Source organism: Brachybacterium epidermidis (assembly GCF_015209585.1).
GTDB lineage: Bacteria > Actinomycetota > Actinomycetes > Actinomycetales > Dermabacteraceae > Brachybacterium > Brachybacterium epidermidis.
Window position 1 is genome coordinate 1 of sequence record NZ_JADEYR010000022.1, and the last position, 14,216, is coordinate 14,216.

Here is a 14,216-nt window from a genome sequence, read left to right on the forward strand (position 1 = left end):
ACATGGCGAGTGAGTCGTGTGAGTAGTGTAGGATATCTGATGGTCAGTGGTATCTTTATGTGCCGTAGTAGGTTTTTTTTTAGATGTGTATAAGAGAAAGGGGCGTGGGGGCGGCACCTGCGACATGAAGGGCGGGGTGGCCGTGCTGCTGAAGCTGGCCGTGGAGGCCGACGCCGCCCCCATGGACCTCACCTGGATCTTCTACGACCATGAGGAGGTCGCCGCGGCCGACAACTCCCTCACCCGCATCGCCGCCGAGCACCCCGAGTACCTCGCCGGGGACTTCGCGATCCTCGGCGAGCCCACCTCCGCCGGGGTCGAGGGCGGCTGCAAGGGCACCATGAAGCTCGCCGTCACCACCCGCGGTATCGCCGCGCACTCCGCCCGAGACTGGGTGGGGGACAACGCCGTCCACAAGCTCGCCCCCGTGCTCGAGCGGCTGGCCGCCTACGAGGCGCGCCGCGCCGTCATCGACGGGCTCGAGTTCCGCGAGGCACTCAACGCCGTCGGCATCAGCGGCGGCATCGCCGGCAACGTGATCCCCGATCGCGCCCGCATCGACGTCAACTACCGCTTCGCTCCCGACACCACCATCGAGCAGGCCGAGGCGCATGTGCGCGAGGTGCTGGCCGGCCTCGATGTCGACATCGAGGGGTTCGACGCCGCCGCCGGCGCCCTTCCCGGGCTGGACACGGCGCCCGCCCGCGCCTTCCTGGAGGCCCTCGGCCAGGACGTGCGGGTCGATGCCAAGCAGGGCTGGACCGACGTGTCCCGCTTCGCCGCCCTGGGCACCCCCGCCGTCAACTTCGGCCCCGGGGACCCGCTGCTGGCCCACACCGATGACGAGCACGTCCCGATCGAGGATCTGCACGCCTCTCTCGCCGCCCTGCGGCGCTTCCTGACCTCGACAGCCGGCTGACGGGGCGGGCCGTTACGCTTCCCCCATGAATCCGGAACGAGATCCGCACCGCAAGGGCCCCGTGACCCTCCGCGGCAGCCAGCGTCCCACCACCACCGCCGACCAGCGCCTGCTGGAGAAGGGCGGCTCGGCCGACTGGGTCCACTCCGACCCCTGGCGAGTGATGCGCATCCAGGCCGAGTTCGTCGAGGGCTTCGGGGCGCTCGCGGAGCTGGGCCCGGCGTTCTCCATCTTCGGTTCCGCCCGGGTGCGGGAGGGCCACCCGGACTACGAGTGCGCCCGCCAGATCGCGCGCGGCATCGTGGACATGGGGTACTCCGTGATCACCGGCGGTGGCCCCGGCATCATGGAGGCCGGCAACCGAGGTGCCCGCGAGGCCGGCGGCGTCTCCGTGGGGCTCGGCATCGAGCTGCCCCACGAGCAGGGCCTGAACGAGTACGTCGACCTCGGGGTCGACTTCCGGTACTTCTTCGTCCGCAAGACGATGTTCGTGAAGTACTCCAGCGGGTTCATCGTGATGCCCGGCGGCTTCGGCACCTTCGACGAGCTGTTCGAGGCGCTGTGCCTGATGCAGACCCACAAGATCGAGATGTTCCCCGTCGTGCTGGTGGGCCGCTCCTACTGGCAGGGCCTGATCGACTGGCTCTCCGGCGCGGTCGCCGACGGCCGCATGATCGCCCCGACCGACGTGGACCTGATGCGCGTGGTGGACACCCCCGAGGAGGCCCTCGCGGTGCTGCAGGAGTTCACCGGCCGATGACCGCTGTCAGCCCCATGGTGCTGCTCCTGCTGGGCGTCGCCGCTCTGGTGGCGGTGCTGATGGTGCTGGTCGCCACGGGCCGCCTGGGGCAGGGGATCGACCTGCCCCGCAGGCCCCGCGGCCCCCGTCGGCGGCGACGGCGGGCGGCCGCTTCCGGGACCGCTCAGGTCGATCGCGCGGGACCAGGTGCCGAGACCTGAGATAATGGGCGGGTACGCGCGCTGACTGCCAGGGTCAGCGACATCTAGAGGAGGACACCATGGCTGCTATGAAGCCGCGCACCGGAGACGGTCCGCTCGAGGTCGTGGAGGAGAGCCGCAGCATCATCATGCGGGTCCCGCTCGAGGGGGGCGGCCGACTGGTCGTCGAGATCGACGCGTCGGAGGCCGCGGCTCTGCGCGACGCCCTCGAGGGCGTCATCAAGGCCTGAGGCACCAGCCCGGACGAACGGCCCTGCACCACGAGGTGCGGGGCCGTCGTGCATCCCGGTGGCGGCGCTGATCAGGCGTGAGGTGTCAGGGACGCAGCACCGCCGCCAGCACGCCGTCGCCGCTGCCGGTCAGCGCGGAGACCAGGTCCTCGGACTCCGCGACCGCCCGCAGCACCGCCCGCACCGACTGGGTGGTGGCATCACGTGCGGCCGGGTCCGCCACCCGGTCGTGGTAGAGGGCGTGCGGGATCACCAGCACGCCGCCCGGGCGCAGCAGTCGCCGGGCATGCTCCAGCAGGTCCAGGGCGTGCGGCAGGTGTGCTGGGAAGCTCACCAGGTCGTAGGCGTGATCGGTGAGGCGCCCGATCACCTCGCGCGGGTTCCCGGCGATGGTCCGCACCCGCGGAGAGCGGATCTGCGCCTCTGCGAAGGACTCGCGGGCCGCACGCTGGTTCTCCACCTCAGGGTCGATGGTGGTGAGCACGCCGTCGGGGTGCATGCCCGAGAGCAGGTACAGCGACCCCACGCCGCTGCCGGTGCCGATCTCCACCGCAGCACGGGCGTTGACCGAGGCCGCCAGCAGGCGCATCAGCGCGCCCGCGCCCGGCAGCACCGGGGGAGCGCCCAGCTCGTGACCGCGCTCACGGGCACGCGCGAGCACGCCCTCGTCGGCGAAGAGCTCGGTCTCCTCGACGAACTCCTCGGCGTGGGCCCAGCCGGCCACTTTTCCCGATGCCATCGGTGTCTCCTCCATTCGGGGACGGATCAGCTCAGGGTACGTCAGGCGCGGCGTCCCTCGCGCACCGGGGGGCCAGTCGCCTCTGCCATAATGAACCGGCAGTATCGCGCCGCACGGGCGTGAGCGAGCGAGGTCGGCGCAGCGCCGGCCGGGAACGGGTGGCAGCGTGAGCTTTCTGGGTCTGAGCGGTTGGGAGCCCCTCGTCCTGCTGCTGATCTTCCTGATCATCATCGGCCCGCAGCGACTGCCCGAGTACACCCGCAACATCGTGCGCTGGGTGCGCGATGTGCGCCGCTGGGTGGAGGACTCCCGCGCCACGGTCGAGGACGAGATGGGCATCGCCATCGACGACCTGCGCAAGTACGATCCGCGCCAGTACGATCCGCGCCGCATCATCCGCGAGGCCTGGGGCGACACCGACATCGAGGACATCCTGCCCTCCAAGGAGGCCATGAGCGTGGCCGGTGGCGCGACCGCCGGGGCGGCCGTCTCCCGCAGCAGCTCCCGCAGCTCCAAGGGCGGCGGCTCGAAGAAGGCGACGAAGAACGAGGGCCCGAAGCGGGCGCCCTTCGACCCCGAGGCCACCTGAGACCCCGTGCCCACCTGAGCTCCCGTGGCCACCTGAGCGCCCGGTGCACGGTCCCCGGGGCTCAGCGCCCTCCGGAGACCGACAGCGGCAGCTTCATCCCTCCCAGCCCGCGCGGCTGATGCGTCAGGGCACGCGCGATGCGGATCAGTTCCGCCGCTGCCGGGGAGTCGCGCTCCGCCAGCACCCGCGGCCCGCCCGCATCCGCGCCCTCGCGCAGTGCTGGCTCCACCGCCCCCCGCCCCACCACCCGCCCCCGGCGCCTCCCGGCCCCGGCGCGGGTCCGCGCCACCCGGTCCCCGCCGCCGCGGCCGAACACGTCCATCACCGTGCCGTCCGGCAGCGTGAGCCCGGCCATGTTCTCCACCACCCCGGCGATCTCCTGGCCCGTCGCCGTCGCGAGTGACCCCACGCGCTCGGCGACCGCGGCGGCGGACTGCTGCGGGGTGGTCACCACCAGCATCTTCGCCCCCGGCAGCAGCTGCGCCACCGAGATCGCCACATCACCGGTGCCCGGAGGCAGATCCAGCAGCAGCACGTCCAGGTCGCCCCAGTAGACGTCCGAGGCGAACTGCTCGATCGCTCGGTGCATCTTCGGGCCGCGCCCCCCCACCGCCTGCCCCTCCGGCACGAACATGCCGATGCTCATCACCGCCACGCCGTGCGCCTGCGGCGGCATCAGCAGGTCCGAGACCTTGGTGGGCTGCTCGGTGATGCCGAACATGCCGGGCATCGAGAAGCCGTGGATGTCCGCGTCGATCACCCCTACCCGCAGCCCCTGCGCGGCCATCGCCGCGGCCAGGTTCGCGGTCACGGTGGACTTGCCCACCCCACCCTTGCCGGAGGACACAGCGAAGATGCGGGTGAGCGAGCCCTCCTTGTTGAAGGGGATCTGGCGGCGGCCCTGCCGCAGGCGCGAGGTGAGCTCGCGGCGCTGCTCCTCGCTCATCGCCCGGGAGTCCACCTCCACCCGTGACAGGCCCGGCACGGTGGCAGCGGCCTCGGCCGTCTCCCGCTCGATGCGGTCCCGCATGGGGCAGCCCTCGATGGTCACCAGCACCTGCACCCGGGCCACGCCCTCGGCGTCCACGGTGATCTCGTCGACCATCCCCAGGTCCGTGATGGGCTGGTGGATCTCGGGATCCATCACCCCGCCGAGCGCCTCGCGGATCTTCTCGACGCGCTCGTCATGGGAGTGCTGCGTGGTCACGGCTGCTCGGGCTCCTCAGGGGCGGTGTGGGTGGAGGGGGCGGTGTGGGTGGAGGGGCGGAGGGTCGGCGCGGCGGAAGGGGTCGACTGTGCAGAGGGGCGGCGCCGGAGCGCTCCGCGAGGGCCGCCGTGACCTCCTCGCGCAGCACGGCGCGCAGCTGCGCGAGGTCCTGCTGCTCCCGTTCGCGGCCCTCCTCGAGCTCCTCGAGCAGGTCCCGCAGCTCGCTGCGGACGTAGTCGCGGGTGGCCACGTCGTTCAGGGCGATGCGCAGCGAGGCGATCTCCCGGGTGATGAAGTCGGTGGTGGCGTGATTGCGCTCGTTGGACTGGCGGTCCTGCTCGGCCTGCACGCGGTCGCGGTCGTCCTGCCGGTTCTGCGCCAGCAGCAGCAGGGGAGCGGCGTAGGAGGCCTGCAGCGACAGGATCAGCGTGAGCAGCGTGAAGTTCAGCGCCCGCGGATCGAACTGGGCCGACTCCGGCATCACCGAGTTCCAGGTCAGCCACACCGCGCAGAAGATCGTCATGCCCACCAGGAAGGCGGGCGTGCCCATCATCCGCGCGAAGGCCTCCGCGCCGCGACCGAAGGCGTCGCCGCGCAGGGGGTTGTGCCAGCGCGGGGAGCGGCGGGGCGAGGGATCGTCGAGAGGGGGAGGGGTGTGCTCGGCCATGGTCACGTCCTCTCGGTTCCGCGCGCGATCTCGGACAGGTCGATCTGACCGGTGGTGACGGGGGGCTCGTCCTGCTCACGCCAGTCGTCCGGCAGCACGTGGTCCAGCACGTCGTCCACCGTGACCGCCCCCAGCAGGTGGCCGTTCTCGTCCACCACCGGGATCGACACCAGGTTGTAGGTGGCCATCTCGCGGGTGACCTCCGACAGCGGGCTCGACGGGGAGACCACCACGCGGTCGGAGTCCAGGATCTCTCCCACCGAGCGGTCCGGCCGCTCCCGCAGCAGCAGCTGGAAGTGGACGATGCCCAGCAGGCGCCCCGTCGGGGTCTCCAGCGGTGCACGGCACACGTGCACCGTGGAGGCCAGTGCCGCATGCACCTCCTCGCGGCTGATCATCGCCAGGCAGTGCGCCACCGAGGTCTCCGGGGCCACGATCAGCGGCTCCGTGGTCATCATGCCGCCGGCGGTGTACACGTCGTAGGCGAGCAGACGACGGACGTCCTCCGCCTCCTCCGGCTCCATCAGGTCCAGCAGGCTCTCGGCCACCGCATCCGGCAGCTCCTGCATCAGGTCCGCGGCATCATCGGGGTCCATCTCGTCCAGCACGTCCGCGGCGCGCTTGGCCTCCAGCCCGGTGATCATCTCCACCCGGGTGTCCTCGGGCAGCTCCTCCAGCACGTCCGCGAGTCGCTCGTCGGCCAGCTCCCCGGCCAGCTCGATGCGCCGCTTGGCGTCCAGCTCCTGCATGATCTCCGCGAGGTCCGCGGGATTGAGGTCCTGGTAGGAGGCCGCCAGCAGCGCGGCGGACTGCTCCGCCTGCGTGCCGTACAGCCCGGTCACCTCGGACACCCCCACGGTGAGGGTCTCCCCGCGGGACATCAGGCGGCTCAGCGAGCCACCCTTGCGTAGCCGGCGCACGTGCAGGCGGGACAGCTCCCACTCGCGCTGCCGGTTGCGGTCCAGGGCGATGTCCTCCACCGTGGCCTCACCGGAGCCATCGTTAAGGGTCACCACGCGGTCCAGCAGATCCCCGATCACCAGCAGCTCCCCGGCCCGCTTCTCGAAGCGGCGCACGTTCAGCAGGCCCGTGGAGATCACCTGGCCGGGATTGATGGAGGTGACCCGGGTGATCGGCAGGAACACCCGGCGCTTGCCGCCCACCTCCACCACGAAGCCCACCGCGCGGGCCGAGGTGCGCGGCTGGGGGACCACCACCACGTCGCGGATCTTCGCCACCGCGTCCCCGAGGGGATCGAAGACGGCGGTGCCGGCGAGACGGGCGGCGTAGAAGCGCTGGTGCGGGTTGGAGCTCACGGCTTCAGCGTAGCCATCCAGGCCTCGATCTCCTCGGCCCGACGGGGCAGTGCGATCGAGAGGTTCTCCACTCCGTCCTCGGTGACCAGGACGTCGTCCTCGATGCGCACACCGATGCCGCGCAGCTCCTCGGGGACCAGCAGGTCGTTCTCCTTGAAGTACAGGCCCGGCTCGATCGTGAACACCATGCCCGGGACCAGTTCGGCATCGAGGTACATCTCGCGCCGCGCCTTCGCGCAGTCGTGCACGTCCATGCCCAGGTGGTGGCTGGTGCCGTGCACCATCCAGCGCCGGTGCCACTGACCCTCCGGGGACAGCGACTCCTCGGCCGAGCCCGGCAGCAGCCCCCAGCCCTCCAGATGTCGGGCCACCACGTCCATCGCGGTGGCGTGCAGATCACGGAACCGCAGCCCGGGGCGAGCGACCGCGAACACCGCATCGGCCGCCTCCAGCACGGCGTCGTAGACCTTGCGCTGGGTCGGGGTGAAGGTGCCGGAGACCGGCAGGGTGCGAGTGACATCCGCCGTGTACAGGGAGTCCACCTCCACGCCGGCGTCGATCAGCACCAGCTCGCCCTCCTGCACGGCGCCGTCGTTGCGGATCCAGTGCAGGGTGCAGGCGTGGTCGCCGGCGGCGGCGATGGTGTCATACCCCACCCCGTTGCCGTCGGCCCGGGCGGTGCGGGCGAACACCCCCTCGATCACGCGCTCGCCGCGGCGGTGGCCCACCGCCTCGGGCAGGTGGCGCACCACGTCCTCGAAACCGCGGATGGTGGCATCGACCGCCTCGCGCATCTGAGCGATCTCATAGGCGTCCTTGACCAGGCGCTGCTCGCTGGACACCTCCTGGAGGCGGTCGAACTCGCGGCGGGCGTCCTCCCCGCCGGGGAGCCCGTTCTGCTCACGGATCTCCTGGACCATCTCCTCCACGGCTGCGTCCACCTGCGGCATCACCGACAGGGAGAGGCTCGCGCCGACGTCCTTGGCCAGGTGGTCGCGCAGCTCGTCGATGTGCCGCACCTCGATGCCCAGGCGCTGGGAGGCCTCCGCGAGGGTGGGGCGGCGCCCCACCCACATCTCCCCGTAGCGGGAGTCCGCGTAGAACTCCGTCGAGTCGAAGCCGGCGCGCGGCCGGAAGAAGTAGGTGGCCTCGGCGACGGCAGGATCCTCGGCCGAGGGCTCCACCACCAGCACGCTGTCGGGCTCCTCGTCGGTGCCCAGGCCCGTGTAGTAGGCGAAGGCGGTGTCCGGACGGAAGGGGTAGTCGGTGTCGTTGGAGCGCACCTTCAGCACGCCCGCGGGCAGCACCAGGCGAGTGCCGGGGATCGCCTGCACCAGGGCGTCGCGGCGGGCCGGGGTGTGCGCGGCGGCCTCGAGACGCTCCGCGTCGGGGACCGTCTCGTCCCAACCGGAGGCGATGAACTCGCGGAAGGCCTCGCTGGTGGGTCGCTGCGAGCGGGTGTCGCCGCGCGAGGAGAGCTCCTCGGGGCTGGTGCCGCGCTCCTGGGGCGTCGTGGTGCTGAGGGGGCTGTCTGTGCTGTGGGGGTTCTCGTTGCTCACCCTCCGATACTCTCACGAGGCGCACTACGCTGGCCGTATGCCCGCTCACCCCGCCCGCATCGACCTCCATGCGCATTCCAGCTGGTCCGACGGCACCCAGAGCGTCCACGAGCTGTGGTCACAGGCGGCTCAGGAGGGCCTGTCGGCGCTCGCCCTGACCGACCACGACACGGTGGCCGGCTGGCAGGAGCTGCCCGAGGCCGTCGCGCGCACGGGAGTCGTCGCGGTCCCCGGGATCGAGGTCTCCGCCGAGCACGAGCGCCTCAGCGTGCACGTGCTCGCCCTGCTGGTGGACCCCTCCCCGCACACCGACCTGGCGCGCGAGCTGGACCGCGCTCGCCGCTCCCGCACCGAGCGGGCCGAGCGCATGGTGGAGGCCATCTCCGCCGACCACCCGATCACCTGGCAGGACGTGCGGGCCCAGGTGGCGGGGGAGACCACCACCGTGGGGCGCCCCCACATCGCCGACGCGCTCATCAGCAGCGGCGTGGTGCGCGACCGCGCCGAGGCCTTCGAGCAGATCCTGCACCCCTCCGGGCCCTACTACGTGCGCTACTACGCCCCCGCCCCGACCGTCGCGGTCAGAGCGATCCTGGACGCCGGCGGGGTCCCGGTCCTCGCCCATCCCGGCTCCGTCTCCCGCGACGGCGAGCTGCCCCTGGGCCTGCTGGAGGCCATGGTGGCGGCGGGCCTGGCGGGCCTGGAGGTGGACCACCGCGAGCACGACCCGGGCACCCGGGCGCGACTGCGCGACTTCGCCCGCGCCCACCGGCTCCTGATCACCGGCGGCAGCGATTACCATGGCGCGGGCAAACCCAACCGGCTCGGGGAGAACCTCACGCAGCCGCATGTACTGGACGCGATCGCCCATCGCGCCACGAGCACCACAGAGGTCATCCGTCCGTGAACATGGTCGATCTGAGCTTCCTCACGGGAGTCTTCGTCACCCTCTTCGTCATCATCGACCCCCCGGGCATCGTCCCCATCTTCCTGTCGCTGACCAGCACCATGACCGCGAAGCAGCGGTCGCGGGCCGCCATGGTCGCGGTCGGTGTGGCCGTGCTGATCATCGGGGTTTTCGCCCTGTTCGGCCGGTTCATCCTGGACTACATGCACATCTCCCTGCCCGCCCTGCAGTTCTCCGGCGGCCTGCTGCTGCTGATCGTGGCCCTGCAGCTGCTGGCGGGCATGGAGGGGGAGATGGCCTCGAGCGACGGCGTGAACGTCGCACTGGTGCCCCTGGGCACCCCGCTTCTGGGCGGGCCCGGCGCGATCGTGGCGATGATGCTGTTCGTGGAGGAGGCCAGTGGTGAGGGTCCCAAGATCATCGCCCTGGTGATCGCCATGATCCTGATGACCGCGGCCATGTACCTGACGATGCGGTTCTCCGACCTGGTGGCGCGGGTGCTGGGCCAGGGCGGGGTCACCCTGGTCACCCGCATCTCCGGGGTGCTGCTGGCCGCGATCTCCACCCAGATGATCTTCGACGCCGTGCGCTCGTTTCTCGTGGACTGGGGCCTGGTCGCGGGCTGATGCAGAGAACCGGGACCCTCGGCAGCGCGAGGATCCCGGTTCTCAGGCGCGGTTCGTCGGGTCAGGACTCCTGCGCGGGAGCCTCCGCGCCGGTGCTGCTGCCGCCGGCGCTGCCGCCACCGCTGCGGCCACGGCCCCGGCCGCCGCGCGAGCGGCGCCGACGGGGTCGGCCGCTGCCCTGCTTCTCCTCGTCGCGCGCGGTCGAGCCCTCGGCCCTCTGCTCGCGCTTCTGCTCGCCGCCGGTGGTCTCGCTGGAGACGACCTCCCCGTCGACCCGACGGGTGCGCGAACGGCTGCGCTTGCGGCGCGGACGCTCGGAGGGATCGACGGTGCGCTCCGAGAGCACCTCGTCGTCGCGGGAGCGGACGCCCTCACGCCCGCCCCGGCCTCCGCGCCCGCCGCGGTCCCCGCGATCGCCGCGGACCGGCTCACGACCGCCCAGGTCCTCCAGCTTCTCCGCCTTCAGCCCGGCGCGGGTGCGCTGCTCCTTGGGCAGGGTGCCCTTGACTCCCTCGGGGATGTCGAGGTCGCTGAACAGGTGCTCCGAGGTGGAGTAGGTCTCCACCGCCTCGGTGGACTCCAGACCCAACTGCCGGGCGATCAGTGCCCAGCGCGCCAGGTCCTCCCAGTCCACGAAGGTGATCGCGGTGCCCTTCTTGCCGGCGCGGCCGGTGCGGCCGGTGCGGTGCAGGTACGTCTTGTCGTCGTCCGGGCAGTTCCAGTTGACCACGTGCGTGACGTCGTCCACGTCGATGCCGCGAGCGGCGACATCGGTGGCCACCAGCACATCGATCTTGCCGTTGCGGAAGGCCCGCAGGGCCTGCTCACGGGCGCCCTGACCCAGGTCGCCGTGGAGCGGAGCGGCCGCGAAGCCGCGCGCGGCCAGATCCTCCGCCACCCGGTCCGCCTGGCGCTTGGTGCGCATGAAGATGATCGTCAGGCCGCGGCCGCGGGCCTGCAGCACGCGGGCCATCACCTCGATCTTGTCCAGCTGGTGGGCGCGGTAGACGACCTGCTTGATGTCGGCCTTGGTGCGGGAGAGATCCCCCGGGTCGTGGGCGCGGATGTGGGTGGGCTGGACCATGAAGCGGCGGGCCAGCGCCAGGATCGGCCCCGGCATGGTGGCGGAGAACAGCATGGTCTGGCGCTGCGTGGGCACCGCCTGCAGCAGCTTCTCGATGTCCTCCAGGAAGCCCAGGTCCAGCATCTCGTCGGCCTCGTCCAGCACCGCCACCCGCACCTGCGAGAGGTCCAGGTACTTCTGGCGCATCAGGTCGATCAGACGGCCCGGAGTGCCCACCACCACGTCGACGCCCCGGGTGAGGGCCTCGATCTGGGGCTCGTAGGCGCGACCGCCGTACACGGTGAGGATGCGCACCGTGCGCGTGGCGGAGGCGTCCTGGAGGTCCTCGGCCACCTGCACCCCGAGCTCGCGGGTGGGCAGCACCACCAGGGCCTGCGGCTTGCCGGTCTGGCGGCCCTCGGGATCGTCCTCACCGGGGGAGACCACGGACTGCAACAGCGGTATGCCGAAGCCCAGGGTCTTGCCGGTGCCCGTCTTGGCCTGGCCGATGATGTCGCGACCGCGCAGGGCCACCGGCAGGGTCATGGCCTGGATTGGGAAGGGATGGACGATCCCCTTGGAGGACAGGGCCTCGATGATGTCGGATCGGACGTCGAAGTCCGCGAAGGTCTGCTCCGTGAGGGGATCCGGGGTGCCGGAGCTCTGCTCGACGGCGGGGGAGGCCGACACGGCCTCGTCGGTGTGCGGGGTGGATTCAGGCACCGTTCAACTCTCTGGTCATGGAATATGCCCTTGCATCGTAGCCCCGACCGGCCCGGGGACGTCAGCCCTCGCCGCCGTCGCTGCCCTCGGGCATCGGCACGGAGGGATCGGTGGGGGTCACGCGCTCCTCGTCGGGCAGGCCCTCGCCGGGCTCGATGTCGAGATCGGTGGGCGTGGGCGTGGGCGGTGCCTCGGCGTCCTCGGGGATCTCGAGCGCGGGCGCCTCGGCAGGCATCTGGGTGCGCTGCACCGAGATCGACACCAGGCCCAGGCCGCCCATCACGATGTCGTCGTAGGCCACCAGGCGACGGGTCTCCGCATCGAAGTAGAGCAGTCGCGCGGTGAGGTCCAGCGGCTCACCGCCGTCCAGCACGGGGCGCACACCGCCGGATCCCAGCGCCCCGCCGGTCGAGCCGACGATCATCCAGTCGGTGCCCGAGCCGTCGCGGTCCAGCTCCACCGAGGAGGTGTGCATGTGGCCCGACAGCACCAGCGGCACGCGCCCCTCGAGCCCCTCGGGCTGCGTGGGATCGTGCACCAGGGCCAGGTCCACCGTGGTCTCCGGGTTCGCCTCGTCGTGGGCGACGATGGTCTCGCCCAGCTGGAACACGGAGGACTGCACCGCTGCATCGCCCTCGCGCCAGCCGCCGGCATCGGAGTCGTCGTCGGCCGCGAAGCGGGGGTCGCCGACCCCGGCGATGCGCAGGCCCGCGACCTCCACGATCTCGTTCTCCAGCACGATCCCGTTGGGCTGGTCCGCCACGGTGGCGGCTGTGACCGAGCTGTCGTGGTTGCCGGCGATGTACACGTACGGCACGTCCAGGTCGCCGATGGCGCTGAGCAGGTCGTGCTCGAAGGGGGTGCCCCAGGAGACGATGTCGCCGGTGTCGATCACCGCGTCGATGTCGAACTGGCCGTTCAGCTGCTCGATCACGTCGAAGGCCTGCGGGTTGTCGTGGATGTCCGAGACGTGCAGCACTGTGATCAGGTCCTGGGACCCGATGCCGGGGGAGAGGGAGTCGGCCGCGATGTACAGCGCGGAGACCTGCCCCACGAACTCGGCCAGCGTGTCGCGGTAGCCGCTGTAGTCCGCCAGGGCGCCCTGCCCCACGTCCGCCACGTACGCCGCCTGGGAGAGCAGGCCCTCGAAGCGCGGCTGGTATAGGGAGTCGGGCCGGAATGTCAGGGACACCGCGCCCACCGAGGCGGCGACCACGGCCACCGCACTGCCGGCGGCCAGCACGGAGCGCCGCAGCCGGCGGAAGGTGAGCCCCACCGCCAGACCCGCTCCCACCGCCCCGAACAGGGCGTTCAGCGCTGCGTTGCGCGCGGCGGCACCGGTGAGGTCCTCCGGCACGGTGCGGGTGAGTTCCGCGCGGGCCTCGGAGGACCACAGCAGCTGCTCGGCCTGCTCCGTGTCCACCCCCTGCACTCGGGCCTCCACCCGCACCGGCGCGGTGTGGGTGTCGAAGGCCACCTCACCCACCGGCGGCAGCAGGATGACGGTGTCGGACTCCAGGGAGGGGCGCAGGTGCACCGTCGCGATCAGCGGACCGACGTCCACTTTCGTGGGAGGGACCAGCAGCACGCCCACCACCGCGCCCAGCAGGGCCACCACCGTGGTGGCGGTGATGTGGGCCAGGCGCGCGCTGCGCAGGCGACGCCGCCGCCGCTTCGGGGCGTCCTCGACCGGGGCGTCCTCGACCGGGGAGTCCGGTTCCACGGGCACGGCGCGGCTCATGGGGAGGCGAGCAAGCGGGGATCGGGAGGGCGGTCAGCCCAGGAAGCCGACGCGGCGCGGCTCCTCGGTGGAGATCTCCGCGTAGGCCACCTTCCCACCGGGGATCAGCACGCTGCGGCCCTTGACGTCGCGCAGGGTGACCGGAGCGCCCTCCGCCATCGCGGTGGACAGCGTCTCGAGCAGGCCGGCGTGGTCCTGCTCGGCGTCGTCCGTCTCGATCACGATCTCGCGGGGGGAGTGCTGGATGCCGATGCGAATCTCCATGGCCCGGAGTCTATCGGCCGGTCCCTGGGTGCGAGGCATCGGCCGCGGGGGAGACCGTCCCGGCCACCGAGGCGTCGGGGCGGGGCTCGAAGCCGGTGAGCCCGTGCACGGCCAGGACCGTGACGGTGTCCAGGATCTGCCCGCGGTCGGGCTCGGCAGCGCCGTCCAGCATCGCGGCGGTGCTCTGCGTCAGGGAGATCATCGCGCGACCGATCACTCGCGCCTGCTCGTCGGTCATGCTGCGGGCGGCCAGCAGCACCGTGGCCAGTGACACCGCCATCTCGTCCAGCACCCCGGAGACCCGTGCGGAGATCTGCTCCGAGACCTGCTCGTGCCCGGTGAACAGCCGCAGCGCGGACTGTTCGGTGACCAACTGGTAGAAACCCCCCAGACCGGCTCGCACCCGCTCGAGCGTGGTGCCCTCGAAGTCGGCGAGCTCCGCGATGCCCTCGATCAGGCGCTGCCCGGTCACCTTCACCACCTCGTCGTAGAGGTCCTCCTTGGAGGCGAAGTGCTGGTAGAGGACGGGCTTGGTGACGCCCGCGGCCGTGGCGATGTCGTCCATGGACGTGGCGTGGAAGCCGTTCTGGGTGAACATCGGGATCGCGGTCTCCAGCAGCTGGGTACGACGCTGCTCGCGCGGCATCCGGGCCGAGGGTGACATGGGGCGACCTCCGAGTGACGCGTGTGATGCGAGGCACCTGAG

The 14,216-nt window shown here is 71.5% G+C and carries 15 protein-coding genes and 1 pseudogene; 7 read left to right on the forward strand and 9 right to left on the reverse strand.

Going from position 1 to position 14,216, the window contains the following annotated elements; all coding sequences use genetic code 11:
* Positions 1 to 106: 106 nt before the first annotated feature.
* The 4 genes and pseudogenes from dapE to IOE58_RS13475 all read left to right on the forward strand — a co-directional run.
* Positions 107 to 919: pseudogene (gene dapE, locus IOE58_RS13460) on the forward strand (succinyl-diaminopimelate desuccinylase); the annotation flags it as partial.
* 25 nt (positions 920 to 944) lie between these two features.
* Positions 945 to 1,679, forward strand: a complete 735-nt coding sequence (locus tag IOE58_RS13465) for an LOG family protein (protein ID WP_193866872.1) — start codon at positions 945 to 947, stop codon at positions 1,677 to 1,679.
* Entirely contained in the window at positions 1,676 to 1,879 is a 204-nt protein-coding gene (locus tag IOE58_RS13470; RefSeq protein ID WP_193866873.1) for a hypothetical protein, read from the forward strand. Before IOE58_RS13465 ends, IOE58_RS13470 begins: the two co-directional genes overlap by 4 nt.
* Positions 1,880 to 1,938: 59 nt before the next feature.
* A complete protein-coding gene (locus tag IOE58_RS13475; RefSeq protein ID WP_193866874.1) occupies positions 1,939 to 2,109 on the forward strand; it encodes a DUF3117 domain-containing protein in 171 nt (56 codons plus the stop codon).
* 85 nt (positions 2,110 to 2,194) lie between these two features.
* On the opposite strand, the gene IOE58_RS13480 is transcribed toward IOE58_RS13475, so the two are convergent.
* Positions 2,195 to 2,848 (reverse strand): O-methyltransferase, encoded by a 654-nt coding sequence (locus IOE58_RS13480; RefSeq protein WP_193866875.1) that lies wholly within the window; start codon positions 2,846 to 2,848, stop codon positions 2,195 to 2,197.
* Between the two features lie 166 nt (positions 2,849 to 3,014).
* On the opposite strand from IOE58_RS13480, the gene IOE58_RS13485 reads away from it, so the two are divergent.
* Positions 3,015 to 3,437, forward strand: coding sequence for a twin-arginine translocase TatA/TatE family subunit (locus IOE58_RS13485; RefSeq protein WP_193866876.1), 423 nt, complete (start codon positions 3,015 to 3,017; stop codon positions 3,435 to 3,437).
* A gap of 61 nt (positions 3,438 to 3,498) precedes the next feature.
* Here IOE58_RS13485 and IOE58_RS13490 read toward each other — a convergent pair whose 3' ends face one another.
* From IOE58_RS13490 to IOE58_RS13505, 4 genes are read right to left on the reverse strand one after another with little or no spacing between them, the layout of a single operon-like run.
* Positions 3,499 to 4,644, reverse strand: a complete 1,146-nt coding sequence (locus IOE58_RS13490; RefSeq protein WP_193866877.1) for a P-loop NTPase — start codon at positions 4,642 to 4,644, stop codon at positions 3,499 to 3,501.
* Positions 4,622 to 5,311 (reverse strand): DUF1003 domain-containing protein, encoded by a 690-nt coding sequence (locus tag IOE58_RS13495; RefSeq protein WP_193866878.1) that lies wholly within the window; start codon positions 5,309 to 5,311, stop codon positions 4,622 to 4,624. Before IOE58_RS13495 ends, IOE58_RS13490 begins: the two co-directional genes overlap by 23 nt.
* A gap of 2 nt (positions 5,312 to 5,313) precedes the next feature.
* On the reverse strand, positions 5,314 to 6,627 hold the full coding sequence (locus tag IOE58_RS13500; protein ID WP_193866879.1) for a magnesium transporter MgtE N-terminal domain-containing protein: 1,314 nt from the start codon (positions 6,625 to 6,627) through the stop codon (positions 5,314 to 5,316).
* Complete coding sequence (locus IOE58_RS13505) at positions 6,624 to 8,186, reverse strand: aminopeptidase P family protein (protein WP_259890962.1); 1,563 nt, start codon at positions 8,184 to 8,186, stop codon at positions 6,624 to 6,626. Before IOE58_RS13505 ends, IOE58_RS13500 begins: the two co-directional genes overlap by 4 nt.
* Before the next feature lie 37 nt (positions 8,187 to 8,223).
* Between IOE58_RS13505 and IOE58_RS13510 the strand changes: the two genes are divergently transcribed.
* Together IOE58_RS13510 and IOE58_RS13515 are read left to right on the forward strand one after the other, a co-directional pair.
* A complete protein-coding gene (locus IOE58_RS13510; protein ID WP_193866880.1) occupies positions 8,224 to 9,093 on the forward strand; it encodes a PHP domain-containing protein in 870 nt (289 codons plus the stop codon).
* Positions 9,090 to 9,719, forward strand: a complete 630-nt coding sequence (locus tag IOE58_RS13515) for a MarC family protein (protein ID WP_193866881.1) — start codon at positions 9,090 to 9,092, stop codon at positions 9,717 to 9,719. Before IOE58_RS13510 ends, IOE58_RS13515 begins: the two co-directional genes overlap by 4 nt.
* A 61-nt stretch (positions 9,720 to 9,780) precedes the next feature.
* Here the strand turns inward: IOE58_RS13515 and IOE58_RS13520 are convergent, their stop codons facing one another.
* The 4 genes from IOE58_RS13520 to IOE58_RS13535 form a co-directional block, all read right to left on the reverse strand.
* Positions 9,781 to 11,505, reverse strand: a complete 1,725-nt coding sequence (locus IOE58_RS13520; protein WP_193866882.1) for a DEAD/DEAH box helicase — start codon at positions 11,503 to 11,505, stop codon at positions 9,781 to 9,783.
* A 61-nt stretch (positions 11,506 to 11,566) separates the two neighbouring features.
* Entirely contained in the window at positions 11,567 to 13,246 is a 1,680-nt protein-coding gene (locus IOE58_RS13525) for a metallophosphoesterase family protein (protein ID WP_193866883.1), read from the reverse strand.
* Positions 13,247 to 13,279: 33 nt separating this feature from the next.
* Positions 13,280 to 13,510 (reverse strand): DUF3107 domain-containing protein, encoded by a 231-nt coding sequence (locus IOE58_RS13530; protein ID WP_193866884.1) that lies wholly within the window; start codon positions 13,508 to 13,510, stop codon positions 13,280 to 13,282.
* Between the two features lie 10 nt (positions 13,511 to 13,520).
* Positions 13,521 to 14,174, reverse strand: coding sequence for a TetR/AcrR family transcriptional regulator (locus tag IOE58_RS13535; RefSeq protein WP_193866885.1), 654 nt, complete (start codon positions 14,172 to 14,174; stop codon positions 13,521 to 13,523).
* Positions 14,175 to 14,216 lie beyond the last annotated feature (42 nt).

Coding starts and splice junctions, on each gene's coding strand:
- IOE58_RS13495 (WP_193866878.1), bottom strand. CDS start 5,311: ATGGCCGAGCACACCCCTCCCCCTCTCGACGATCCCTCGCCCCGCCGC.
- IOE58_RS13475 (WP_193866874.1), top strand. CDS start 1,939: ATGGCTGCTATGAAGCCGCGCACCGGAGACGGTCCGCTCGAGGTCGTG.
- IOE58_RS13470 (WP_193866873.1), top strand. CDS start 1,676: ATGACCGCTGTCAGCCCCATGGTGCTGCTCCTGCTGGGCGTCGCCGCT.
- IOE58_RS13465 (WP_193866872.1), top strand. CDS start 945: ATGAATCCGGAACGAGATCCGCACCGCAAGGGCCCCGTGACCCTCCGC.
- IOE58_RS13530 (WP_193866884.1), bottom strand. CDS start 13,510: ATGGAGATTCGCATCGGCATCCAGCACTCCCCCCGCGAGATCGTGATC.
- IOE58_RS13535 (WP_193866885.1), bottom strand. CDS start 14,174: ATGTCACCCTCGGCCCGGATGCCGCGCGAGCAGCGTCGTACCCAGCTG.
- IOE58_RS13510 (WP_193866880.1), top strand. CDS start 8,224: ATGCCCGCTCACCCCGCCCGCATCGACCTCCATGCGCATTCCAGCTGG.
- IOE58_RS13480 (WP_193866875.1), bottom strand. CDS start 2,848: ATGGCATCGGGAAAAGTGGCCGGCTGGGCCCACGCCGAGGAGTTCGTC.
- IOE58_RS13525 (WP_193866883.1), bottom strand. CDS start 13,246: ATGAGCCGCGCCGTGCCCGTGGAACCGGACTCCCCGGTCGAGGACGCC.